Source organism: Cryobacterium zongtaii (assembly GCF_002909375.1).
GTDB classification, from domain to species: domain Bacteria; phylum Actinomycetota; class Actinomycetes; order Actinomycetales; family Microbacteriaceae; genus Cryobacterium; species Cryobacterium zongtaii.
On sequence record NZ_PPXD01000007.1, the window covers coordinates 109,638 to 130,603 of the forward strand.

Below are 20,966 nucleotides of genomic sequence, written 5' to 3' on the forward strand. Positions count from 1 at the left end.
AGTTAGGACTTCGTCTGGTCGCCCGGGCCGACGGTCCGCGTCGTACCGTCAGCGGCGTCCGGGTGCGCCGGCGTGCCGGTCTTGTCTGCAGGCTCGTCAACGGTGTCGGTCTTGATCTCGTTCTTGAAGATCTTCATTGACTGGCCGAGGCTGCGGGCCAGGCCGGGCAGCTTGGGCGCACCGAACAACAGCAGGATGACGACGAGGATGATCAGAAAGTGCCATCCGGTCAGATTGCTCAACATGAGGGTCGATCCTCTGGCTTGTAGGGAGTGTGTTGGATTAGTTTACCCCGGTTGATCCTGAGATCCCGCCGGTGTGCTCGTCGGTGCGCACGCTCGATGCGAGCCTGGTCGATCGCGGCGGCCAAGTCCCGTCGTTTCTGGAACACCGCCGGTGAGAATGGTTTCCTCGGCAGCGCGGTGTCGAGGTCGAGTTCGGCCAGCTGGTCGCCGAGGTCTTCGAGGGCGCCGAAGGTGACCATCAGCTTGCGAAACAGGCGCACCGCGAACCAGGCCAGCATCGCGAGGAGCCCGGCGACCAGCAGCGCCCAGATCAGGATCCAGGACCAGACCGGCATCAGGTCGTCGCCCCGGCGGTGGGCTCGCTCTGCGCGGTAGCCGGCGACTCGTACCGGGCGGCGCCGGCGGCTGCCCACTCGGCGACGGTCTGCCTGGCCAGGCCCGGATCCACCACGGTGACGACGCCGGACAGGCCGGCAACGAGCCGTTTGAGACCGTGGAAGTGCGACACCCGCACCTGCGCCCTGGAGCGTCCCTCGTCGTCGGCCGGTCCGTGCGGAACCGGCCCATAGTCGGCGAGGAGTTCCAGGGCCGCAGCCGGCAGTTCGATTGTGACGGTGAGGTCGTCGGCCGTGCCCTGGAACAGGGTGTCCGGCAGGAGGACGCCGTCATCGTGGGCGTCAGCTGGCACATCCGTCGAACGCAGGTTGCTCATCCGGTCGAGTCGGAAGGTGCGCATGGCCTCGCGCAGATGGCACCAGCCGCGCAGGTACCAATCGCTGTCGACCGATTCGATCCGCAACGGGTCGACACAGCGATGCTCATCGGTCCCCCGGGCATTGAGGTAGTCGAATTCCACCTGGGTACCCGCCCGCACGGCGGCCTGGATGACCGAAATGGCCACGTCGGCGTCGGTGCGGGACACCGCGAGCTGGCTGGGAGCGCCCGTGGAGCTGCGGGTGAGCTTGGCCATCAGCGTGGCGATGGCGTCCCGGTCGCCGTTCTCGGGGAGGGCGGAGAGATACTGCAGCCCGGCGATGAGCGCGGCTGCCTCTCGGGCCGAGAACCGCGGCGAATCGTCGATGGCTACCAGGTGGGTGAGGACGATGTTGTCGTTGGTTTCGAATTCGTCCCACTGGATGTCGAAGAGGTCGCCGTGCAGGTACTGCCGGGTCTCCCCAGGCACCCCCGACATGGCGATGAGGTTCACCGCATCCCGCACCCGCTCGGGAGTGACCCCGAAGTGGTCGGCCACCGCGGTGACGCTCACTTTGTCGTGGTCCATCAGATACGGCACGAGGGACAGCAGGAAGGTGAGCTTGTCCGATGCTCCGAACGCGACGGGCTTGGCGGCGGTCATCGTGCGGCCTCCGGCCGGGGCAGTGGCGTCTCGATCAGTGGGGCGTGGCTGTCCCGCACCCGGCGGAGCCGTTCCAGGACGGCGTCGATCAGGGTGGGCGGGGACAGCACGTAGACCTCCGGTCCGTAGCCGGCCAGCTCGTCGGCGAGGATGTTGACGTCGGTGTAGTGCAGTTCGACGCTGTCCGCGGCGCTTCCGGGCTCGCCGCGCTTGCTCAGCCGCACCGCGGCATCCGAGCCGGGTTCGACGGTGATCAGTGCGACCTGGGCCTGCCATAACGCGTCGAGTTCGGCGAGGGCCCGTTCGCCCTGACCGTCCTCGGCCGGCGCGATGGTGCGACCGGGCACGGTCACCACGGGGCCGACGATCCTGGCGAGCAGGAAGGTGCGGGTGGCGCCGGCATCCTGATCGGCGGCGTACAGGTGCCACCGGCCCTCGTGCAGCACCACGGCCAGCGGGGCGATGACCCGGCGGCGCGGCGCGCTCTCGCCCGGTTTGAGGTAGAGGAATGCGACGACCTGGCCGCGGTCCATGGCCTTGCCGAGGGGTTCGAAGGACGCCTCGCGGGCGCGCAGCGACGGTGCGTAACCGATCACGGGGTCGCTCGAGTCGATGCCGAGAGAGTTGAGCTTGGTGAGTGCGCGGCGGGATTCGGCGGAGAGGGACCCCTCCCGCCACACCGCGGCGGCGAGTTTGAGCAGCATGATCTCGTCGGGCGAGAAGACGATGTCTGCCGGCAGGTCGTAGAGCCCCTTGGGGATGCGGTAACGCAGATGGTGGTTGCTGCCCGGGTCGTCGGGCGACTCGATGGTCTCGAGCGGGATGCCCAGTTCCCGGATGTCGTCCTTGTCGCGTTCGAACTGCCGCTCGAGGCTGGCGTTGTCACCGCCGACCCGGAACCGTTGCCGGTAGCCCTGCACGGTCGAGAGGATGTCGGCCTTGGTCAGGCCGATCTGGGTGGCAATGAGCGCAAGGACCAGGCTGAAGAGGCGTTCCTCGACAGTGACCGGGTGCGGCTGTTCTGGGGTGGGCGACACGTACGCGATTCTATCGGTGGTGCACTCAATGGTCGGCCCATCCCGCGGGGACCGCGGGATGGGCCGGGAAGCCGGTTAGTCGACGCCGAGGATGTCTACGACGAAGACCAGCGTGGAGCCGGCCGGGATGGTGTCGGTCGCCTGGTCGCCGTAAGCCTGGTCGGGCGGGAGGACGGCAACGATCTGGGAGCCGACGGTCTGGCCGATGAGAGCGTTGGCGAAGCCGGGGATCACGCCGCCCTCGGTGGTGGAACCGTCCGCGGCCACGAAAGCGGCCGGGGTTCCGGCGGCCCAGCTGGAGTCGAAGACCTCCTTGGAGTTCCAGACGACACCGGTGTAGTGCACGGTGACCGTGGACCCGTCGGTGACGGTCTCGCCGTCGCCCTTCTTGAGCACGCCGACCTTCAGCTCGGTGGGCGGCTCGGCCGAGGGAATCGTGATGCCGGGGGTGCCGTCATCCGCGAGGACCACGGCGGGCAGTCCGGCCACGGGCAGCTGGTCGGCGCCGTCGGCGCGGGTGAGGTACGCCTTGACGACGTCGAGCACGAACACGAGCGAATCGTCCGCGGCGACGCCGATGTCTTCGTTGCCGCCGGCCGGACCGAAGGTGTCGGCCGCCGACGCGACAACGGCGACCCTGGAGCCCACCTGGGCACAGAGCAGACCGTCGGTCAGGCCGGTGAGGGTCTGGTCGTTGAGGACAAAGCTGGCCATGGTGGTGCCGTCGTACGAGCTCTGCTCAATGGCCTCACCCGTGGTGGCGTTGAAGACGCTGAGGTCGACCTGCACCTTTTGGCCTTCGGTGAGGCCGGGGCCGGTGCCGTCGATGATCTCGCTGCGCTGAGTGGTCTCGGTCTTCAGCGGGGTCGGGAAGTCGACGGTGGGGGACGAACCGAACTTGCCGGTCACCTCCACCAGCTTGGACGCGTCGCCGGAGGACACCGGAGCCGTGCAGTCGGCATTGTCGGGGCCGGCGCTACAGGCGGTCAGGGTCGCGAGCACCAGGCCGGCGGTTGCGATAAGTGCGGGAACTTTACGCACGGGTCCTCATTTCGATACGGGGAGGCGGCAGCATGATGCCGTCGAGTGACTTTCGGGGTGAATGCTGGCCGAAACCGCTGGTGCGGGCGGCAGGCCGAAGCCCATCCTATCCGGCGTCGAGGTCCCGAGCCTTGGAGAGCGCCGCGCCGTTCTCGGCGGTGCGGTTGCGCTTGCGCATCACCTTGGCGCTGACGGACCTCTCACCCAGGGCGCCCGGGGTCCACAGCTCGACGTCGGCGTCGCTGAAGTCGGTTTTTGAAGGGCGACGCTTGAGCTCGGGCAGGATCGTGTCCGGTGCGAGACGGCGGGCGGTGATGAGGAAACCGGTGTGACCGATCATCCGGTGGTCGGGGCGAACCGCGAGGCCTTCCACGTGCCAGCCGCGCACCATCGTCTCGTGTGAATCGGGGTTGGTGTAGTTGCCGGTGGCGCGGATGGCCTCCGCGACGCGGGACAGCTGGGTGACGGTGGCCACGTAGCAGAGCAGCACTCCCCCGGGCTTGAGCGCGTCGGAGACGACATCGATGCACTCCCACGGGGCGAGCATGTCGAGCACGACCCTGTCGACCGACTGGGCCGGCATGGTCTCCGGCAGCGTGTCGGCGAGGTCGCCGAGCGTGATGGACCAGTTCTGCGGGTCGCTGCCGAGGAAGGTGGCGACGTTGGCGCGGGCCACGTCGGAGAATTCCTCCCGGCGTTCGAAGGAGGCCAGGGTGCCGGCCGGGCCGATGGCGCGGAGCAGCCAGAGGGACAGCGCCCCGGAGCCGACGCCGGCCTCGACCACCGTGGCGCCGGGGAAGATGTCGGCCTGGGCGAGGATCTGGGCGGCATCCTTGGGGTAGATGATGGCCGCGCCGCGGGGCATGCTCATGACGAAGTCGATGAGCAGCGGACGCAACGCGAGGTGTTCGACGCCCACGTTGTTGGTGACGACGGACGCGTCGGGCAGGCCGATGATGTCGTTGTGCTCGAGGATGCCCCGGTGGGTGTGGAACGTCTTGCCCGGTTCGAGGGTGATGGTGTTCAGCTTGCCCTTGGGGCCGGTGAGCTGCACTCTGTCGCCGGCGCGGAACGGACCGCTGTTCTGGATGACCTGGTTGTCGCTCATGCGCGTGTTGCGTCCTCGGTGTGGGTAACGGTGCGGGTGGATGGGGAAGATCGTCGGTTCAGGTAGAGCTTGGTCAGGGTCGCCAGTGAGCTGCCGGTCAGGCTCTGCACCAGCGTGTAGTGCTCGCTCTCCTCGAGGGGAACCATGTGCGGAACCGCAACGACGACGGCGCCGGAGGCGACGGCCGCTGCGACGCCGGGCAGGGAGTCCTCGATCGCGACGGAGTGCCTGGGGTCGACGCCGAGGATGCCCGCAGCGGTGAGGTAGGCCTCGGGGTGCGGCTTGCTCTGCTGCACCATGTCGCCGGAGACGATGGTGGCGAAGGCGTCGAAGCCGACGAGGTCGGCGATCTGGCGGGCCATCCTGTGTTCGGACATTGTCACCAGGGCCATCGGCATCCCGGCGCCGTGCAGCTCGGTGAGCAACTCGTGGGCCCCGGGGCGCCACGGGATGCCGGCGGAACCGAGCTGCTCCTGAACCCGGGTGGTGAGCACCTCGACGATGGCCGCAGCGGCGAGGTTCACCCCGCGGTTCTGCAGGATGGCGGCGGAGCCGAGCAGGCCGGAGCCCACCAGGAGCATGGCGTCTGCGTGCGTCCAGACGCCGCCGAAGGACTCCACGAGCTCGTGTTCGGCTCGCATCCAGTACGGTTCGGTGTCGACCAGGGTGCCGTCCATGTCCCAGAGAACGGCGGCGGGTGGGGACGAGAATGCGGGGATCAGTGTCACGGGGTTCAAGTTTAGGGGGCACGGCCTATCCTTGAAGGAGGCCACCCAGTCGTGGTGGCCGGAATACACGAGGTTTCACTCAAGTGACAGACGGCAATGGGTTCCTCAGCGGACGTCTCCTGGTGGTCGCCTTCGAAGGGTGGAACGATGCGGGTGAAGCCGCAACGGGCGCCGTCAGCACGCTGAAAGAGCTCCTCGATGTCGAAGAGGTCAAGCGGATCGACCCCGAACTCTACTTCGACTACCAGTTCAACCGCCCCAGCATCTCCACCAATGAGGACGGCCACCGGGTCATCGAGTGGCCGAGTGCGGTCATGTACGGTCCCGTCGTTCCCGGGGCCAGCGGGGTTCCGTTGGCCGAAGACGCCCAGCTCAAGGTCAGCGGCACCAACGCCGGAAACATCTACCTGCTGGTCGGAACGGAGCCCTCGCGCAGCTGGAAGAGCTTCACGGCGGAGATCCTGGACTCCGTGCTCGCCGCGGATGTGAGCGGGATCGTTTTCCTCGGCGCGATGCTGGCGGACGTGCCGCACACCCGGCCGATCTCGATCTTCGTCTCGAGCGACAATCCCGAGGTGCGTGCCGAGTTGCAGATCGAGCGCAGCAGCTACGAGGGGCCCGTGGGCATCCTCAGCGTGCTGGCCTCGGCGGCCGAGACCGTGGGTATCCCGAGCCTGTCGATCTGGGCATCCGTGCCGCACTACGTGCACAACGCTCCGTCGCCCAAGGCCATGCTCGCCCTGATCGACAAGCTCGAGGAGATCATCGACGTTGTGATCCCCCGCGGCGACCTGGTTACCGACGCCTCCGAGTGGGAGACGGGCATCGACGCCCTCGCCGCCGAGGACGAGGAGATGGCAGCGTACATCGGTCAGCTCGAGCAGGCCAGGGACACCGTCGACTCACCGGAGGCCAGCGGAGAGGCGATCGCCCAGGAGTTCGAGAAGTACCTGCGCAAACGCGGAGACGGCGGCCGGGACGGCTGGGCCGACGGCCGTCAGGGCCCGGAGCCCCGCCAGCCCTAAGGTGGACCAGCCAGGGTGGGCTAGAGCTTGACGCCCAGGAGCGCGTCGATCGCCGCGGCGACGAGGGCACGGTCGTCCACGCCGGCCGCCACAGCAGCGTCCACAGCGTCCAGGGCACCCCGGGTGTCGAGATCGTCGACCAGCGCGGCGCGCATCCGCTCGACAACCGCCGCAGCGCTCTCGAACGCCGAGACTGCAGCGCCGGCCGCGGAGTCAACGGGGTCGACGGGGCCGAAGGCCGACGTCCACGCCGCCAGGCGAGCCTCTGCATCAACCAGCTGCTGCGCGGTCCACTCCCAGTCGGTGCGGTAGTGCTGAGCGAGCAGGGCCAGGCGGATGGCGCGTGGGTCGGTGCCGCCGGCCCGAAGGCGGGAGACGAGAACCAGGTTGCCCAGCGACTTGCTCATCTTCTCGCCCTGGTAGGCGACCATGCCGGTGTGGCTGTACACCTGGGCCAGCGGATGCCCGGACAGCGCGGCGGCGTGGCCGGCGCTCATGTCGTGGTGCGGGAAGATCAGGTCGCTCCCGCCGCCCTGCACGGTGAAGTCGGTGCCGAGCTCGGCGAGGGCGATGACCGAACACTCGATGTGCCAGCCGGGGCGGCCGGCCCCCACGGGTGACTCCCAGGAGGGCTCTCCCGCGCGGGCGGCGCGCCAGAGCAGCGGGTCGAGCCTGTCGCGCTTTCCGGCCCGGTCGGGGTCTCCGCCGCGCTCGGCGAACAGGGTGAGCATGGTGCTCTGATCGAGGTTGCTCTCCTCGCCGAGGGCCCACGGCGCCTGGCGCTCGGCCGCCCGGATGTCGAAGTACAGGTCGGCGCCGGGTCCGTCGGGCGTGGGCAGCGCATCCGGTGTCGGCACCTTGTAGGCCAGCGCGGACTGGCGCAGTGCCAGCACCGCGGCGCTGATGTCGTCGATGACGTCGGTCACGGCCACAAAATCGTCGGGCGGGATGATGCCCAGGGACTCCATATCGGCCCGGAACAGGTCGGTCTGCTCCACGGCGAGGTCACGCCAGTCGACGCCGGTCGCGGTGGCACGTTCCAGCAGCGGGTCGTCGACGTCGGTCACGTTCTGGGCGTAGTGCACCCGGTAACCGCCGTCACGCCACACCCGCTGCAGCGTGTCGAAGGCGAGGTAGGTGGCCGCGTGGCCGAGGTGGGTGGCGTCGTAGGGCGTGATGCCGCAGACGTACAGCCTGGCCACGTCGGTCGGTTTGGCTTCGACGATCGAGTCCGTCGCGGTGTCGTGCAGGCGCGGGGCCTGTGAGAGTCCCGGAATCGACGGGATGACGGGGTGTGACCAGGCGCGCATACTTCCAGCCTAACTACGCCGTGATGGTGTTCGTGCCCAGCAGGATCATCACGACGATGCCCAGCGCAATGCGGTAGACCACGAACGGCATGAAACTGCGCTTGGAGATGTAGTTCATGAAGAAGCCGATTACGAACAGCGCCACGACGAACGCCACGACGGTGGCGACGAGGGTTTCCAGCGGGCCGAACAGTTCGGGCGTGCAGTTCGCGGCGGCCACGACGCAGGGTTCCTTGATGGACTTGTAGACCTGGTAGAAGCCACTGCCGAGAACGGCGGGGATCGCGAGCAGGAACGCGTATCGGGCGGCGGCGGCCCGCTCGTAGCCGAGGAACAGGCCGGCCGTGATGGTGCCGCCGGAACGCGAGACCCCGGGGATGAGCGCCAGCGCCTGGGCGAAACCGAAGATGACGCCGTGCCCGACGGTGAGGTCGTCCAGTTTGCGGCGCTTGGCACCGACATAGTCGGCGACACCCAGGAGCACGCCGAACGCGATGAGCATGATCGCGGTGACCCATAGGTTGCGCAGGCTGGTTTCGATCTGGTCCTGGAAGAGCAGGCCCAGGATGACGATGGGCAGGGTGCCGAGGATGATCAGCCAGCCCATCCGGGCATCCGCGTCGCTGCGCGGTACCTTGCCGACCAGGGACTTCGCCCATTGGCCGATAATGCGCACGATGTCGCGCCAGAAGAAGATCACCACGGCCGCCTCGGTGCCGATCTGGGTGATCGCCGTGAACCGGGCGCCGGGGTCCTCACCGGTGCCGAGGAACTGACCCACGATGCTGATGTGGGCGCTGGAGGAGACCGGCAGGAATTCGGTCAAGCCCTGGACCAGGCCCAGGATGACCGCGTTGAGGAAGTCCACGTGATACTCGTTTCGCTTGTGCGGTGTGCTGGCCGCTAGCGCTTCAGCGGGCTAGTACGTCGTCAGCAGATCGGTCAAAACCGTCCTGCCAAACACTAATGCGTCCAGTGGCACACGCTCATCAACGCCGTGGAACAGCGCCGGAAAATCCAAATCGGCTGGGAGTTTCAGCGGGGCGAAGCCGTATCCTTTGATGCCCAGTTTGCTCAACGCCTTGTTGTCGGTGCCGGCAGGCATGAGGTACGGGAGCACCGGAGCGCCCGGGTCGTGGGTGCCGAGGGTCTGGACGATCCGGTCGATCAGCGGGCCGGCGAACTCGGTCTCCAGCCCCACGTCCTGGTGCATCACCACGATTTCGATGTCCGGGCCGACCAGCTCGGCCAGTTCGGCCAGCACGGCGTCTTCCTCGCCGGGCAGGGAACGCACGTCGATGAGGGCCTCGGCGCGATCGGGGATGACATTGTGCTTGTAGCCGGCTTGCAACACCGTCGGGTTCATGGTGGTGCGCAGGCTCGCCTGGATGAATCCGGATGCTGTGCCCGTCGCCAGGGCCAGCTCGTCCGGACCCATGGACTGCGGCTCCACACCGAGGATCCGGGCGATCTCCGAAAGCAACTGCCGGGTGGTGTTCGTCAGGCGGATCGGCCACTGCCGCCGCCCCACCTTGGCGACGGCCTCGGCGAGCCGGGTGATGGCGTTGTCCGTGACCAGCCGGGAACCGTGGCCGGCCGGGCCGTGCGCCACGAGCTTGAGCCAGATGAGAGCCTTCTCACCGGTTTGGAGCAGGTAGGCCCGCTGGCCGCCGATGCTGATCGAGTAGCCGCCGACCTCGCTGATGGCCTCGGTCGCTCCCGCGAACAGGTCCGGGCGGGTGTCGACGAGGTGGTGCGAGCCGTACACTCCCCCGGCCTCCTCATCGGCGAAGAACGCGATGACGAGGTCCCGCTCTGGCTGGCCACCCTGGTCGAGCACATCCGTGAGGGACGCCAGGATCATTGCGTCCATGTTCTTCATGTCGACGGCGCCGCGCCCCCACAGCATGCCGTCCTTGATCTCGCCGCCGAACGGATCCACCGACCAGTTCGCCGGGTCGGCGGGCACCACATCGAGGTGGCCGTGTACGACCAGTGCGCCCTTGCTGCGGTCGCGGCCGGGTACCCGGGCGACCACGCTGGTGCGACCCGGCTCCGAATCGAACAGCTCCGGCGCCAGGCCAAGGGCGCGCAGCTTCTCGGCGACGTACTCCGCGGCATCCGTCTCGCCGTTGGAGCGCCCCTCGCCATAGTTCGTCGTGTCGAACCTGATGAGGTCGCGGGCGATCTCGGTGGTGAGGTCGAGAGCATTGGCCGAAGCGGGGCTGGTGGCGGGGGCTGTCATGCAGTTCACGCTACCGGGCGTGGAACCCACCGGTGTCCGGAAGTGGTTTGGATCCGTGCTAAGTTATTCCCCGGCAGCAAAACATAACTGCGGCCAAAACATCCAGTCCGGGTGGCGGAAATGGCAGACGCGCTAGCTTGAGGTGCTAGTGCCCGTATAGGGCGTGGGGGTTCAAGTCCCCCCTCGGACACGGAGATTGTTGGTAAGACAACGATCAACGGGAACTGGTTGAGACAGTTCACGGGCCGGATCTTAGGATCCGGCCCTGTCTCGTTAACGCGCGTCAACAGGTTCTCCAGGGTGCCCCGGTAAAGGTTGACTGGATCAGTGGGACGTCGATCCGGATGGGTGCCCGAAGCTCGCCAGCGTGTAAATCACCCCGTCGAGTTCGACCCGGGCAAAGCCCTCCGGTCTGGAATCACCATCGTAAATATCACCGAAAACCAGAAGAGCTTCGGTGGCCAAAAGCTTGTACGTGCGCCGCTCGACAGGAGACGTGATCACGTACGGCGCTACACCCCTCAATCCGGCGGCCGGAGAGAGCCCGAAAGCGACGAACCGAGTCAGTTGGTGCGCGGCACCGTCCGCATCTTCGATGTAGTCGCGTTCGGTTTCAAACGGAATAACCGTCTCCCCGACGACCAGCTTGAACACGTGGCCACGGGATAGCCCCCGGGAGCCCAGGAACTGTATCCACACGCCCCGCTCGTCGTCAATGATCTTGTGATCACTCGCGCTAGCAGCTCTCTCGATACGGAACATGTTCTCGATTTCAGTGAATGGCGCCGGTGTTGACCTGCGAGGCGCACGCCTCTATCTGCTGAACCCTATCCACCCCCGCACGCCAGCGGCACGACTCCCCTAGCGTGTGGTGGCTCCGCGGTCCTGATGCTAGAGTCATCCCAGGCGCTCGTGAGAGCGCTCTCACAGAGACCAGGCCCGGCTGCGCCGGCGGATTCAGAACGATGAATTCCCCGCGACACCCGGTCCCTTGAACCGAAAAGGTGCACGCATGAAGTTCGGCCACTTCGACGATGAAGCCAGGGAATATGTCATCGAGACCCCGTTGACTCCCTACCCGTGGATCAACTATCTCGGCAGTGAGGACTTCTTCTCGCTGGTCTCCCACACGGCGGGCGGGTACACCTTCTACAAGGACGCCAAGATGCGTCGCCTGACCCGCTACCGCTACAACGACGTGCCCACCGACTCCGGTGGACGCTACTTCTTCATCAAGGACGGCGACGACGTCTGGACGTCCAGCTGGCTGCCGATGAAGAAGGACCTCGATTTCTTCGAAACCCGGCACGGCATGGGTTACACCCGCATCACCGGCGAACGCGGCGGCCTGCGGGTCTCCACGCTGTACTTCGTTCCACTCGGTGAGACGGCGGAGGTGCAGAAGGTCACGATCACCAACACGTCGGATGCGGTCAAGACCTTCTCCCTGTTCTCCTACCTGGAGTTCTGCCTGTGGAACGCCCAGGACGACCAGACCAACTACCAGCGCAACCTTTCCATCGGCGAGGTCGAGGTCGACGGCAGCGCGATCTACCACAAGACCGAATACCGGGAGCGCCGCGACCACTACGCCGTGTACGGCGTGAACGCCGAGATCGCCGGCTTCGACACCGACCGCGAAACCTTCGTCGGACTCTACGAAACCCTCGCGGAGGCCAAGGTCCCGCACTCCGGCGCCGCGGCGAATTCGATGGCCTCCGGCTGGTACCCGATCGGCTCCCACCAGGTCGACTCGACCCTGCAGCCCGGGGAAAGCCGTGACCTGGTCTTCGTTCTCGGCTACGTCGAGAACAACGCCGAGACCGGCGAGGAGAAGTGGGCCGACGACGCCAAGCAGGTCATCAACAAGACCCGGGCCCAGGCCCTCCTCGCGCGTCTGTCCACCACCGAGGCCGCGGATGCCGCCTTCGACGCCCTCGGGGTCTACTGGACGGACCTGCTTTCCGCGTACACGGTGACCTCGCCCGACGACAAGCTCAACCGGATGGTAAACATCTGGAACCAGTACCAGTGCATGGTGACCTTCAACATGAGCCGCTCGGCGTCGTACTTCGAGACCGGCATCGGTCGCGGCATGGGCTTCCGGGACTCGACCCAGGACCTGCTCGGTTTTGTGCACCTGATCCCGGACCGCGCTCGCGAACGCATCCTGGACATCGCCGCGACCCAGCTGCCGGACGGGTCGGCGTACCACCAGTACCAGCCCCTCACCAAGCGGGGCAACAACGAACTCGGGTCCGGCTTCAACGACGACCCGGCCTGGCTGATCATCGGGGTGGACGGCTACCTCAAGGAGACCGGCGACTACACGATCCTCGACGAGGTGGTGCCGTTCGACAACAACGACGCTCTCGCCGAGACCCTGTACACCCACCTGACCCGGTCGTTTGAGTTCACCCTGAACAACCTCGGTCCGCACGGGCTGCCGCTGATCGGGCGCGCCGACTGGAACGACTGCCTGAACCTGAACTGCTTCTCGACAACGCCGGGCGAGTCGTTCCAGACCACCGAGAACCAGGCCGGCGGGGTCGCGGAGTCCACCTTCATCGCCGCGCAGTTCGTGCTCGCCGCGGGCCAGTACGCCACCATAGCCGAACGCGGTGGGGACACCGTGCAGGCGAACAAGGCCCGCAAGGCCGCCGCCGACATGAGCCAGGCGCTGTTGACGCACGGCTGGGACGGCGACTGGTTCCTGCGTGCCTACGACTTCTACGGCAACAAGGTCGGCACGGCCGAGGATACCGAGGGTCAGATCTGGATCGAGCCGCAGGGCTTCGCGGTCCTCGCCGGCGTCGGCGTCGAGCACAACAGCGACGGCACCCCGGTCAAGACCAGTCCCGCGTTCCGTGCCCTCGATTCCGTGGACCGGCTGCTCGGCTCCGAGCACGGCCTGGTGCTGCAGTACCCGGCGTACAAGAGCTACCGCATCGAACTGGGCGAGGTCTCGACGTATCCCCCGGGCTACAAGGAGAACGGTGGCATCTTCTGCCACAACAACCCGTGGGTGATCATCGGCGAGACCGTGATCGGCCGCGGCGCGAAGGCGTTCGACCACTACCGGAAGATCACCCCCGCGTACCGGGAAGACATCTCCGAGGTGCACCGCACCGAGCCCTACGTGTACGCCCAGATGATCGCCGGCAAGGAGGCCTCCAGGCACGGCGAGGCCAAGAACTCCTGGCTGACCGGCACGGCGGCGTGGAACTTCGTGACCGTTTCCCAGTACCTCCTGGGCGTGCGCACCGACTACGACGGTCTCGTGGTCGACCCGCAGATCGGACCGGACGTCGCGGAGTTCACCGTGACCCGGCAGGCCCGCGGTGCGACGTACGTCATCACCGTGGCCAACTCGGGCCGTGAAGGCTCCCGCGCCAGCCTCGAGGTCGACGGTGTTGCCATCGAGGGGCGCACGGTTCCGTACGCGCCCGCCGGCGCAACAGTGCAGGTGCGCGCGACCCTGTAGGGGAACCAGTTGCGGCCGGCCGGATACTAGTGAGTATGGACGTCTACCGAACAGCCCGCGCACGGGCCTGGCAGCTGTGCGTCGCCGTTGCGTGCGTCGGTGTGCTGATCACCGGATGCGGCCACGGCGACGCCACGGCTCCGTCCGCCGCCGGCCCGACCATGGAGTCGGCGCCGGCCGGGCCCAGCGCTGACGAGGTCTTCACCGCGTGCGGCTCACCGGGGATCGTGGACTACGACCCGATCGAGTCACTGGCGGTGCTGGCCCGGGACAGCACCGTGGTGATCATGGGCGAGATCGCTCGGATCCAGGCGGGCCGCGACAGCACCTACACCGCATCGAAGGAGACATCGACGACGCGAAGCGCGGTGATCGTCGTGTCGAACGTCACGGTTGTGCACGGGACACTGGACCCGGCCGTTAACGGCAGCGTGTACATCGAATTCGCTTCGGCCGGCCCGGACGAGTGCTCGCGGATTGTGCCGGCCGGAACGGCCATCGTCGCTTATCTGGAGCCGGCCTGGGATGGCGCCCGCAGCTACGTCGACGAGGACCCGGCCTCCGAGTACACGGAAATCCAGGAGCCCGGCGCCGGGCGGCCCGCCGGCCAGCCGCTGTACCAGGCATCCGCGCTCGAGGGTCTGGTCTGGCAACTACCGGGCAGCGCCGAGGTGATCTGGCCGCTCTACCTGGGCACCGGTCCCGGGTCGATACGTGAGGCCCTCCCGGACGGCACCCTCGCCGGCCCCTAGCGATCCTGAGGGGTCGCAAGAGCAGCCCCACACCCGCGGGCCGCGCCGGCAGGCGGTCAGGCGGTCAGGCGACGGCGACCTCGACCTCGCCGGGGTCGGCACCGAGCTGTCCGAAGATCAGCCGACGGTTGGCGATCTTGTCGGTGAAGAACCTGTCGTGGCTGACCACGACCACGGCGCCGGGGAAGTGCAACAGGGCCCGCTCCATCACCTGGGTGCTGGACATATCCAGGTGGTTGGTTGGCTCGTCCAGGAGCAGCACCGACGCACCGGAGAGCAGGCACTGGGCCATGGCCACCCGGGCTTTCTGGCCGCCGGAGAGGTTGCCGATCTTCTGCTTGAGGTCGGCCTCGGAGAACTGGAACATGGTCAGGAACCGGTTCACCGACTTGCGGGTCGCCGTGAACGCCAGGCTGCCTTCGAGCGCGTTGACCGCGTGGCTGACGGTGTCGGTGTCGTCCAGTTCGGCGAGTACCTGGTTGTACGACACCATCCCGGCGCCCTTCGCCCAGTCGACCTCGCCGTGATCCGCGGATTCCTCACCCGTGAGCACCCGGAGCAGGGTGGTCTTGCCGCTGCCATTGGCACCGAGCACCACGATGCGGTTGCCGCGGCGGATTTCGAAGCTCAGGTCGTTGAAGAGCACCTTCTCGCCGTAGGCCTTGCTGAGCATCTCCACCCGGCAGAGCACATCCTTCACGTGCAGACCGCCGTAGATTTCGGTGATGATCTTGTCGACCGGCCGCGGCGTGCGGGACTTCTTGATGGTGGCCAGCTGGCTGCCGAGCTTGCGGCTGGCGTTCTTCTGGGCCTCGCGCCGGTCGGCGATGCCTTCGGATTCGAAAGCGAGCAGTTCGGACTCGTGCACAAACTGCTGCTCGAGGGTCTTCAGCCGGAACTGCTTCTGAACCACGTACTCGCCGAAGTTGCCCGGGTACTCGTGTAGGTGGAAGTTCTCCAACTCGATGATGCGGGTGACGACGGCGTCGAGGAAGGTGCGGTCGTGCGACACGATCACGGCGGCGCCCTTGAAGTCGCGGAACCAGCCCTCCAGCCACTCCACGCCGGCCACGTCGAGGTAGTTGGTGGGCTCGTCGAGCAGGAGCACGTCCGGTGCCTCGAGCAGGATCTTCGCCAGGGCCGCGCGGTTGCGCCAGCCGCCGGAGAGTTCGTCGATCGCACAGCTGCGGTGCGCTTCGTCGAAGCCGAGGATGGTCAGGGCAGCGTCGATCCGGCGCGGGTAGTCCCAGCCGTCCAGCCGGTCCATGTCCTCGAACAGTTCGGACTGGCGGTGGATCAGCCTGTCGAGCTCGGCGCTGGCCGAGGAGTCGGCGGCGATGGCAACGTCGATGGAGGCGAGTTCGGCCTCGACGGCCTTGATCTCCACGAACAGGGCGTCGAGGACCTCGGTGATGGTGGACTCGCCGTTCAGCTCGGAGAACTGGGAGAAGTAGCCGATCTTCACGCCGTCGTCGACGGTGACGGTACCGGTGTCCGGCGTCACCTGACCGAGGATCAGCTTGATGAGGGTGGTTTTGCCCGACCCGTTCCGGCCGATCATGCCGACCCTGTCGCCCGGCTCAAGCCTGAAGAAGGTCTCGCGGAGCACCTGGGTGTTTTCGAAACGCACGGTGACGTCGTTCAGCCGGATCAGGCTCATGAGTCCTGCTCCCCCTGCTCGGATGCGTCGACGATGCCGATGAACCGGCTGCCGATGCCGTCGACTTCGCGGCGGCTGAGGCCGGCCGCGGCGGCCGGGAGCTCGTCGTAACCGTGGTGGTCGCAGCTGAGGTAGGTGAACGTCGGCCACCATTTCTTCGGCCGCGCCGCCTCGGTGAACCCGCACACGCTGCAGGTGAGTTCGATCCAGACGGGCTTCTTGCCGGTGCGGTTCGCACGGGACTGCACGAGCCAGGCCGGCGGGTTCTTCTCGATCTCGGCGAGCTGGGCTTCGGTCATGCGGCTGGGAAGGTCGTGGCGCTGCGCCATCTCGAGGGGAATGTCGAGGCGGAGCGCTGCTTCTCGTCTGGTAATCATCAGGTTCAACGATAGGTGCTGCAACGGGCGCCAACGCCCCGGGGCGGGAACTGGTTCAATGAAGCATGCCTGAAACTGTTTCCCCGCTCGGCCTGCTGCTCGATGTGGATGGTCCGATCGCCAGCCCGGACACCCGCACCATCGCCACACCGAGCATCATCACCGACCTCATCACCCTGGCCGGCGCGAACGTACCCATCGGTTTCATCACCGGTCGGTCGGCGCAGTTCATCAGTGAGCAGGTGGTGGCCCCACTGGTCGCCGCGGGCCTGCCGCGCGAGATGCGCATGTACGGGGTCTGCGAGAAGGGCGCCGTGTGGTTCCCGATCACCCAGACCGGCATGGGCGAGGTCGTCGTCGACGCCAGCGTCGCCCTGCCTGACCCCGTCGTGAGCCGCATCCGCGAGCTGGTCGCCGCCGACTACGCCGACACCATGTTCTTCGACGAGACCAAGCTCGCCATGGTCTCCGTTGAACAACGCACGGATGTCGACCGGGCTGCCTACCACGCCGCTCAAGCGTCGTTCGAGGACGCCGCGTACACGATCATGATCGACCACGGACTGGGCGTGCGCTTCGGCGACAGGGTTTCCCCCGACGCCGAGGGAACGGTCCCGTTCCGCATCGACACCACCATCATTTCCACCGACATCGAATCGGTCGACCTTGACAAGGACCACGCCGCCAAGCGAGCCCTGGCCTTCTTCGCCGAGGGCGGACCGCTCCCCCGGCTGTGGCGCTCGGTGGGCGATTCCCGCAGCGACTACCTCATGGCCGACCACCTGCACGCCGCCGGCTACGAGGTGGCACACGTGGACGTGCGCCCGGCCGACGGCATCCTGGAACGGCCGTACCCGGTGATCGTGGAGGGCGACCTCATCCACGATGAGGCCGGCGCCGCATTTCTGGGCTACTGGGTGCAGAAGCTCGGTCTCGGCGCGGCCGCGCCCGCCTAGTCTTCGACGAAGCGGATGCCGTTCTGCAGGGTGCTGCGCAGCTCGAACACCTTCTCGAAGCTGCCCCGTTCCATCCCGGCGATGCCGTCACGCAGCACCCCGACCAGGCGGGACCGCGGGATCACGACCACCATCGGCCGCCTGCCCCGGCTCGGCAGCGACACGGGTTCTGCCACGAGCTGATCAGGCACTACCACGACCAGCGCGGTGAAGCGCACCCGTAGGGACTTGGCGAGGATGCGTGCCGCGGACGCGAACTCGTCCAGCGGCTCCTCGCCTGGCGCCAGGCCATCGCCGACGAGTTCGCCGCGCTTGAGTTGAACGGGCGTCCCCCAGTCCTCCGAGAGGATGGCGAATAGTCCGGCCGGGCCGAGAACGACGTGGTCGATCTTCTCGACGTCCTCGCGGGTGGCGATGTCGTGCCAGGCGGTGTAGCCGATGCCCAGGCCCGAGATCAGCTGGGCTGTGCTTTCCTCGGCGAGGGCCTTGGCCAGCCGGTGTCGGATCTCCCGTGGCGCCGATCGCACCAGATCGGGGGCGTACGGGTCATCGATGACGGTGCCGCGACCGGCCCATTCCCGCAGCATCGCGAGATAACGCTGGCGGGAGTGGCCGCCGGGGTGCCCGTGCATCCTGGCCTTCATCCCGGTCGAGGTGGGCCTGCTTGACGGGCGTGACGCGGTGCTCGCGCCGGAGTATGCGGTCTCCGGATAGCGGGCCCCGTCGTAGGCGGCCCGGGACTCCGGGCTTCCGATGCGTTCCCAGGCGATCTGCACGGCGTGGAAGGACGCCGCACTGCCGCCGACATCAGGGTGGGATTGCCGCAGCTTGAGGCGGTACGCGCGTCGCAGCTCTTCGTCGGTCACCGACGGGCTCACGCCGAGCACCTCGTAGGGGCTGGCTGCGGCCGGACTCTCTGACATTCGGGCGGTCTCTTTCGGCCTGGAACGGGTTGGGTCGTACGTCTCCCAGCCTAGCCAGCGTTGCTGGTATCCCGCCGACACCGTGTGGCGCCCGCGCAGCGATCGATTTGTGCAACGATCAGCGAGTGAAGACCTCAACTCCGGTTCCCCGGGTGCACCGATCGAGCACCCGGTTCATCGTCATGGTGACCGTCGGCATCCTCGCGGGTCTGGCGTCTGGCCTGCTGGGCAACTGGTTGCTGGCGCCGGCGATCGGCTGGGCGGTCGCGGCTGTGCTCTACATCGGCTGGGTGTGGGTCAGCGTCGCTCCGCTGGACGCCGCCACCACGGCAGCCCACGCCACCAGGGAAGACCCGTCGCGGGGCATCACCGACCTGTTGTTGATCCTGGCGAGTCTGGCCAGCCTCGGCAGCATCCTCATTGTGCTGGTGCAGGCACGCGCCGCTGAGGGGGCGGGCCAGGGCCTGCTCGCCGCGCTGGCGCTGGTCGTCGTCGCGCTGTCCTGGGTGCTCGTGCACACCCTGTTCGCCCTGCGGTACGCCTCGCTCTACTACGCGGATGATGACGGCGGCGTCGATTTCAACCAGCTGGAGCCGCCCAGGTACGCGGACTTCGCGTACCTGTCCTTCACAGTGGGGATGACCTTCCAGGTATCGGACACGTCACTGACGTCGTCGACCATTCGTGCGGTGGCCTTGCGGCACGCGCTGATGTCGTTCCTGTTCGGCTCGATCATCCTGGCAACACTGATCAACCTCGTGGCCGGCCTCTGAGCCGTGGCCGCGGCGCCGTGCCGGGCCGCTAACCGGCGAAGGGCGCTTCCGCCAGTCCCGCGACCCCGGGGGTCACCGTGAAGACCGAGCCGGCCAGCGGGTCCTCTTCGGGGGCGAGACCTTCGCGGGACGTGGTGATGTACAGCCGGCGAAGGTCGTCGCCGCCGAAGGTGCACGCCGTGACCCGCTGCGCGGCCACCTCGATGACCTCGTCCAGGGTGCCCTCCGGCGAGTAGCGGCGCACCGCCCCACCGGCGTACAGCGCGACCCAGACGCCGCCCTCGCTGTCCACGGTGAGGCCGTCGGGGTAGCCGTCGGCGGAGGGGATGTCGGCGAAGGGGCGCAGCCCGGTCAGTCCGGTCTCCGGGGTCCAATCGAAGACCCCGATCCGGCCGGTCGGGGTGTCGTTGTAGTAGGCCAACGAGCCGTCCGGGCTCCAGGCGAGACCGTTGGAGATCGTCACACCGGCCAGGGCCAGCTCCACGGAGCCGTCCGGTGCGAGCCGGTAGAGCGATCCGGCGCCGGTGCGCTGGTCATACGCCATCGAACCGCAGTAGAACGAGCCGTCCGGAGCGGCGCCCCCGTCGTTCATCCGCACGCTCGGATCCGCCCAGACCTCCGGCAGTCGGGTCAGGGTGCCGTCGGCGTCCTCGAGGGCGAAACCGCGTTCGAGGGCGATGACCGCACCGCCGCCCACGCGCGGTCGCAGGGCCGCGGCGATGCTGTCCACGTGCCGCCGGGTGACCGTGCCGTCGGCGGCCAGGGACAGAACGTCACCGGCGAACAGGTCGACGAGGCGCAGTCCGCCCCAGGACTGTGCGAAGACCGGACCCTCACCGTGAAAGGTGATCGGGTCGGTGAGCTGTTCGGCGCGCATGGGTTCCTCGTGGCTGGGCTGGGCTGGTCGGGCCGGGTGCCGGCCCGGCATCATCGGGCGGGCTAGTTGCGCAGTGCCCGCATCGGGATGGCGACGGCCGCGCTGACGGCCAGGATGCCGGCGAAGAAGATCGCGCCCTGCCAGGCGGTCACGGTGAAGGCCAAGCCGAACAGCCACAGGCCCAGGACGAAAACGGCCATCGCGACGACGAAGGTAAGAATGGGCATGGAATGTTCCTCTCAACGGTGCCGCGAAAGCATATCCGGGCTCATTTCGAGAGTACTAGTTCGCCGGGCACGGCGTGGAGCTGCGGGCCGGTCAGGCGCTGTACCCGACCTCACGCTCCGGGCCGAGCGGGTCGATGAGGTCCGGCGCATCACCGGAGACCGGCGCCACCTGATAAAACGCCAACCCGGCAGCCGCATCCGAGGAGGCCTCTACCGCCGCGTCGACGAGGGCCTGATCGCCATCGGCGTGCGGGTCCAACCAGCGGTCCCAGCACTCTTCAGGCAGCACAACGGGCATCCTGTCGTGGATCTCGGCGAGGGCGCCCTGGGCGGCTGTCGTGAGGATGGTGGCGGTCAGCACCCATCGGGCCGGGTCGTCGGGACCGAGAGCGGGATTGCGCCACCACGAGTACAGTCCGGCCAGCGCCAGTGGCAGGCCGTCTTCGGAGTGTACGAAGTACGGCGTTTTCGTGGTTCCCACGGTGTGCCATTCGTAGTAGCCGGTGACCGGCACGATGGCCCGGGTTTTGGCCAGGGCGGTGCGGAATGTCGGCTTCTCGGCGACGGTCTCGGCCCGTGCGTTAAAGGTGGCGAACGCGGCGGTCAGCTCCGGAGAGAATGTCGGCACCAGCGACCAGCGCGCCGGTTCCAGCCGGCGAACGACCGGATCGGATTTCATCGATTCGAGCACAATGGCGATCTGCTCGGTCGGTTTCACGTTCCAGGACGGCTCCGGCAGCTCTCCGGCCTCGTGCTCGATGTCGAACATGGCGGCGAGGTCAGGCGCCGAATCGGTAATGATGAATCGCCCACACATAGGCTCAGGTTACCGTGCCCCGCA

Annotated in this window: 22 protein-coding genes and 1 tRNA gene; 6 read left to right on the plus strand and 17 right to left on the minus strand. The window is 67.4% G+C overall.

Going from position 1 to position 20,966, the window contains the following annotated elements:
- Positions 1-2: 2 nt before the first annotated feature.
- From tatA to C3B61_RS05295, 7 genes are all read right to left on the minus strand, one after another.
- A complete protein-coding gene (gene tatA, locus C3B61_RS05265; protein ID WP_103459784.1) occupies positions 3-245 on the minus strand; it encodes a twin-arginine translocase TatA/TatE family subunit in 243 nt (80 codons plus the stop codon).
- Positions 239-580: a hypothetical protein gene (locus C3B61_RS05270; protein ID WP_103459785.1), complete on the minus strand. Its 342-nt coding sequence runs from the start codon at positions 578-580 to the stop codon at positions 239-241. Before C3B61_RS05270 ends, tatA begins: the two co-directional genes overlap by 7 nt.
- A complete protein-coding gene (locus C3B61_RS05275) occupies positions 580-1,602 on the minus strand; it encodes a helix-turn-helix transcriptional regulator (RefSeq protein ID WP_088456200.1) in 1,023 nt (340 codons plus the stop codon). The genes C3B61_RS05270 and C3B61_RS05275 overlap by 1 nt, the downstream gene beginning before the upstream one ends.
- On the minus strand, positions 1,599-2,639 hold the full coding sequence (locus C3B61_RS05280; RefSeq protein ID WP_103459786.1) for a helix-turn-helix transcriptional regulator: 1,041 nt from the start codon (positions 2,637-2,639) through the stop codon (positions 1,599-1,601). Before C3B61_RS05280 ends, C3B61_RS05275 begins: the two co-directional genes overlap by 4 nt.
- A gap of 75 nt (positions 2,640-2,714) precedes the next feature.
- Entirely contained in the window at positions 2,715-3,680 is a 966-nt protein-coding gene (locus tag C3B61_RS05285; protein ID WP_103459787.1) for an FKBP-type peptidyl-prolyl cis-trans isomerase, read from the minus strand.
- A gap of 106 nt (positions 3,681-3,786) precedes the next feature.
- A complete protein-coding gene (locus C3B61_RS05290) occupies positions 3,787-4,788 on the minus strand; it encodes a tRNA (adenine-N1)-methyltransferase (RefSeq protein ID WP_103431829.1) in 1,002 nt (333 codons plus the stop codon).
- Entirely contained in the window at positions 4,785-5,516 is a 732-nt protein-coding gene (locus tag C3B61_RS05295; RefSeq protein ID WP_279628283.1) for an HAD family hydrolase, read from the minus strand. Before C3B61_RS05295 ends, C3B61_RS05290 begins: the two co-directional genes overlap by 4 nt.
- A gap of 83 nt (positions 5,517-5,599) precedes the next feature.
- Here C3B61_RS05295 and C3B61_RS05300 point away from each other — a divergent pair, with 83 nt between their 5' ends.
- A complete protein-coding gene (locus C3B61_RS05300) occupies positions 5,600-6,541 on the plus strand; it encodes a proteasome assembly chaperone family protein (RefSeq protein ID WP_103459788.1) in 942 nt (313 codons plus the stop codon).
- Between the two features lie 20 nt (positions 6,542-6,561).
- On the opposite strand, the gene mshC is transcribed toward C3B61_RS05300, so the two are convergent.
- From mshC to C3B61_RS05315, 3 genes are read right to left on the minus strand one after another with little or no spacing between them, the layout of a single operon-like run.
- Positions 6,562-7,851: a cysteine--1-D-myo-inosityl 2-amino-2-deoxy-alpha-D-glucopyranoside ligase gene (mshC, locus tag C3B61_RS05305; protein ID WP_088456205.1), complete on the minus strand. Its 1,290-nt coding sequence runs from the start codon at positions 7,849-7,851 to the stop codon at positions 6,562-6,564.
- Positions 7,852-7,864: 13 nt separating this feature from the next.
- A complete protein-coding gene (locus tag C3B61_RS05310; protein ID WP_103459789.1) occupies positions 7,865-8,719 on the minus strand; it encodes an undecaprenyl-diphosphate phosphatase in 855 nt (284 codons plus the stop codon).
- Positions 8,720-8,770: 51 nt separating this feature from the next.
- A complete protein-coding gene (locus C3B61_RS05315) occupies positions 8,771-10,096 on the minus strand; it encodes a M20/M25/M40 family metallo-hydrolase (RefSeq protein ID WP_103459790.1) in 1,326 nt (441 codons plus the stop codon).
- Between the two features lie 105 nt (positions 10,097-10,201).
- Here C3B61_RS05315 and C3B61_RS05320 point away from each other — a divergent pair.
- Positions 10,202-10,286: transfer RNA gene (locus C3B61_RS05320), tRNA-Leu, on the plus strand.
- A 134-nt stretch (positions 10,287-10,420) separates the two neighbouring features.
- Here C3B61_RS05320 and C3B61_RS05325 read toward each other — a convergent pair.
- Positions 10,421-10,858 carry a hypothetical protein gene (locus C3B61_RS05325; protein WP_103459791.1) on the minus strand — a complete coding sequence of 146 codons (438 nt, stop codon included), beginning with the start codon at positions 10,856-10,858 and terminating at the stop codon, positions 10,421-10,423.
- Between the two features lie 250 nt (positions 10,859-11,108).
- Here C3B61_RS05325 and C3B61_RS05330 point away from each other — a divergent pair, with 250 nt between their 5' ends.
- Positions 11,109-13,580 carry a glycoside hydrolase family 94 protein gene (locus C3B61_RS05330; protein ID WP_103459792.1) on the plus strand — a complete coding sequence of 824 codons (2,472 nt, stop codon included), beginning with the start codon at positions 11,109-11,111 and terminating at the stop codon, positions 13,578-13,580.
- 35 nt (positions 13,581-13,615) lie between these two features.
- Entirely contained in the window at positions 13,616-14,332 is a 717-nt protein-coding gene (locus C3B61_RS05335; protein ID WP_103459793.1) for a hypothetical protein, read from the plus strand.
- A gap of 64 nt (positions 14,333-14,396) precedes the next feature.
- On the opposite strand, the gene C3B61_RS05340 is transcribed toward C3B61_RS05335, so the two are convergent.
- On the minus strand, positions 14,397-15,992 hold the full coding sequence (locus C3B61_RS05340) for an ABC-F family ATP-binding cassette domain-containing protein (protein WP_103459794.1): 1,596 nt from the start codon (positions 15,990-15,992) through the stop codon (positions 14,397-14,399).
- On the minus strand, positions 15,989-16,369 hold the full coding sequence (locus tag C3B61_RS05345) for a hypothetical protein (protein WP_103459795.1): 381 nt from the start codon (positions 16,367-16,369) through the stop codon (positions 15,989-15,991). The genes C3B61_RS05340 and C3B61_RS05345 overlap by 4 nt, the downstream gene beginning before the upstream one ends.
- Before the next feature lie 65 nt (positions 16,370-16,434).
- On the opposite strand from C3B61_RS05345, the gene C3B61_RS05350 reads away from it, so the two are divergent.
- On the plus strand, positions 16,435-17,325 hold the full coding sequence (locus C3B61_RS05350) for a hypothetical protein (RefSeq protein ID WP_103459796.1): 891 nt from the start codon (positions 16,435-16,437) through the stop codon (positions 17,323-17,325).
- Here C3B61_RS05350 and C3B61_RS05355 read toward each other — a convergent pair.
- Entirely contained in the window at positions 17,322-18,248 is a 927-nt protein-coding gene (locus tag C3B61_RS05355; RefSeq protein ID WP_103459797.1) for a J domain-containing protein, read from the minus strand. The genes C3B61_RS05350 and C3B61_RS05355 overlap by 4 nt on opposite strands.
- Positions 18,249-18,373: 125 nt before the next feature.
- Here C3B61_RS05355 and C3B61_RS05360 point away from each other — a divergent pair, with 125 nt between their 5' ends.
- Positions 18,374-19,021, plus strand: coding sequence for a DUF1345 domain-containing protein (locus C3B61_RS05360; RefSeq protein WP_240632461.1), 648 nt, complete (start codon positions 18,374-18,376; stop codon positions 19,019-19,021).
- 28 nt (positions 19,022-19,049) lie between these two features.
- Here C3B61_RS05360 and C3B61_RS05365 read toward each other — a convergent pair whose 3' ends face one another.
- From C3B61_RS05365 to C3B61_RS05370, 3 genes are all read right to left on the minus strand, one after another.
- Positions 19,050-19,898, minus strand: a complete 849-nt coding sequence (locus C3B61_RS05365; protein WP_103459798.1) for an SMP-30/gluconolactonase/LRE family protein — start codon at positions 19,896-19,898, stop codon at positions 19,050-19,052.
- Positions 19,899-19,960: 62 nt separating this feature from the next.
- On the minus strand, positions 19,961-20,125 hold the full coding sequence (locus tag C3B61_RS19630; RefSeq protein ID WP_165789110.1) for a hypothetical protein: 165 nt from the start codon (positions 20,123-20,125) through the stop codon (positions 19,961-19,963).
- 91 nt (positions 20,126-20,216) lie between these two features.
- A complete protein-coding gene (locus C3B61_RS05370; RefSeq protein ID WP_103431841.1) occupies positions 20,217-20,942 on the minus strand; it encodes an SOS response-associated peptidase in 726 nt (241 codons plus the stop codon).
- Positions 20,943-20,966: the final 24 nt, after the last annotated feature.

Coding starts and splice junctions, on each gene's coding strand:
- C3B61_RS05335 (WP_103459793.1), top strand. CDS start 13,616: ATGGACGTCTACCGAACAGCCCGCGCACGGGCCTGGCAGCTGTGCGTC.
- mshC (WP_088456205.1), bottom strand. CDS start 7,851: ATGCGCGCCTGGTCACACCCCGTCATCCCGTCGATTCCGGGACTCTCA.
- C3B61_RS05345 (WP_103459795.1), bottom strand. CDS start 16,369: ATGATTACCAGACGAGAAGCAGCGCTCCGCCTCGACATTCCCCTCGAG.
- C3B61_RS05365 (WP_103459798.1), bottom strand. CDS start 19,898: ATGCGCGCCGAACAGCTCACCGACCCGATCACCTTTCACGGTGAGGGT.
- C3B61_RS05350 (WP_103459796.1), top strand. CDS start 16,435: ATGCCTGAAACTGTTTCCCCGCTCGGCCTGCTGCTCGATGTGGATGGT.
- C3B61_RS05315 (WP_103459790.1), bottom strand. CDS start 10,096: ATGACAGCCCCCGCCACCAGCCCCGCTTCGGCCAATGCTCTCGACCTC.
- C3B61_RS05275 (WP_088456200.1), bottom strand. CDS start 1,602: ATGACCGCCGCCAAGCCCGTCGCGTTCGGAGCATCGGACAAGCTCACC.
- C3B61_RS05290 (WP_103431829.1), bottom strand. CDS start 4,788: ATGAGCGACAACCAGGTCATCCAGAACAGCGGTCCGTTCCGCGCCGGC.
- C3B61_RS05370 (WP_103431841.1), bottom strand. CDS start 20,942: ATGTGTGGGCGATTCATCATTACCGATTCGGCGCCTGACCTCGCCGCC.
- C3B61_RS05330 (WP_103459792.1), top strand. CDS start 11,109: ATGAAGTTCGGCCACTTCGACGATGAAGCCAGGGAATATGTCATCGAG.
- C3B61_RS05325 (WP_103459791.1), bottom strand. CDS start 10,858: ATGTTCCGTATCGAGAGAGCTGCTAGCGCGAGTGATCACAAGATCATT.
- C3B61_RS05270 (WP_103459785.1), bottom strand. CDS start 580: ATGCCGGTCTGGTCCTGGATCCTGATCTGGGCGCTGCTGGTCGCCGGG.
- C3B61_RS19630 (WP_165789110.1), bottom strand. CDS start 20,125: ATGCCCATTCTTACCTTCGTCGTCGCGATGGCCGTTTTCGTCCTGGGC.
- tatA (WP_103459784.1), bottom strand. CDS start 245: ATGTTGAGCAATCTGACCGGATGGCACTTTCTGATCATCCTCGTCGTC.
- C3B61_RS05355 (WP_103459797.1), bottom strand. CDS start 18,248: ATGTCAGAGAGTCCGGCCGCAGCCAGCCCCTACGAGGTGCTCGGCGTG.
- C3B61_RS05340 (WP_103459794.1), bottom strand. CDS start 15,992: ATGAGCCTGATCCGGCTGAACGACGTCACCGTGCGTTTCGAAAACACC.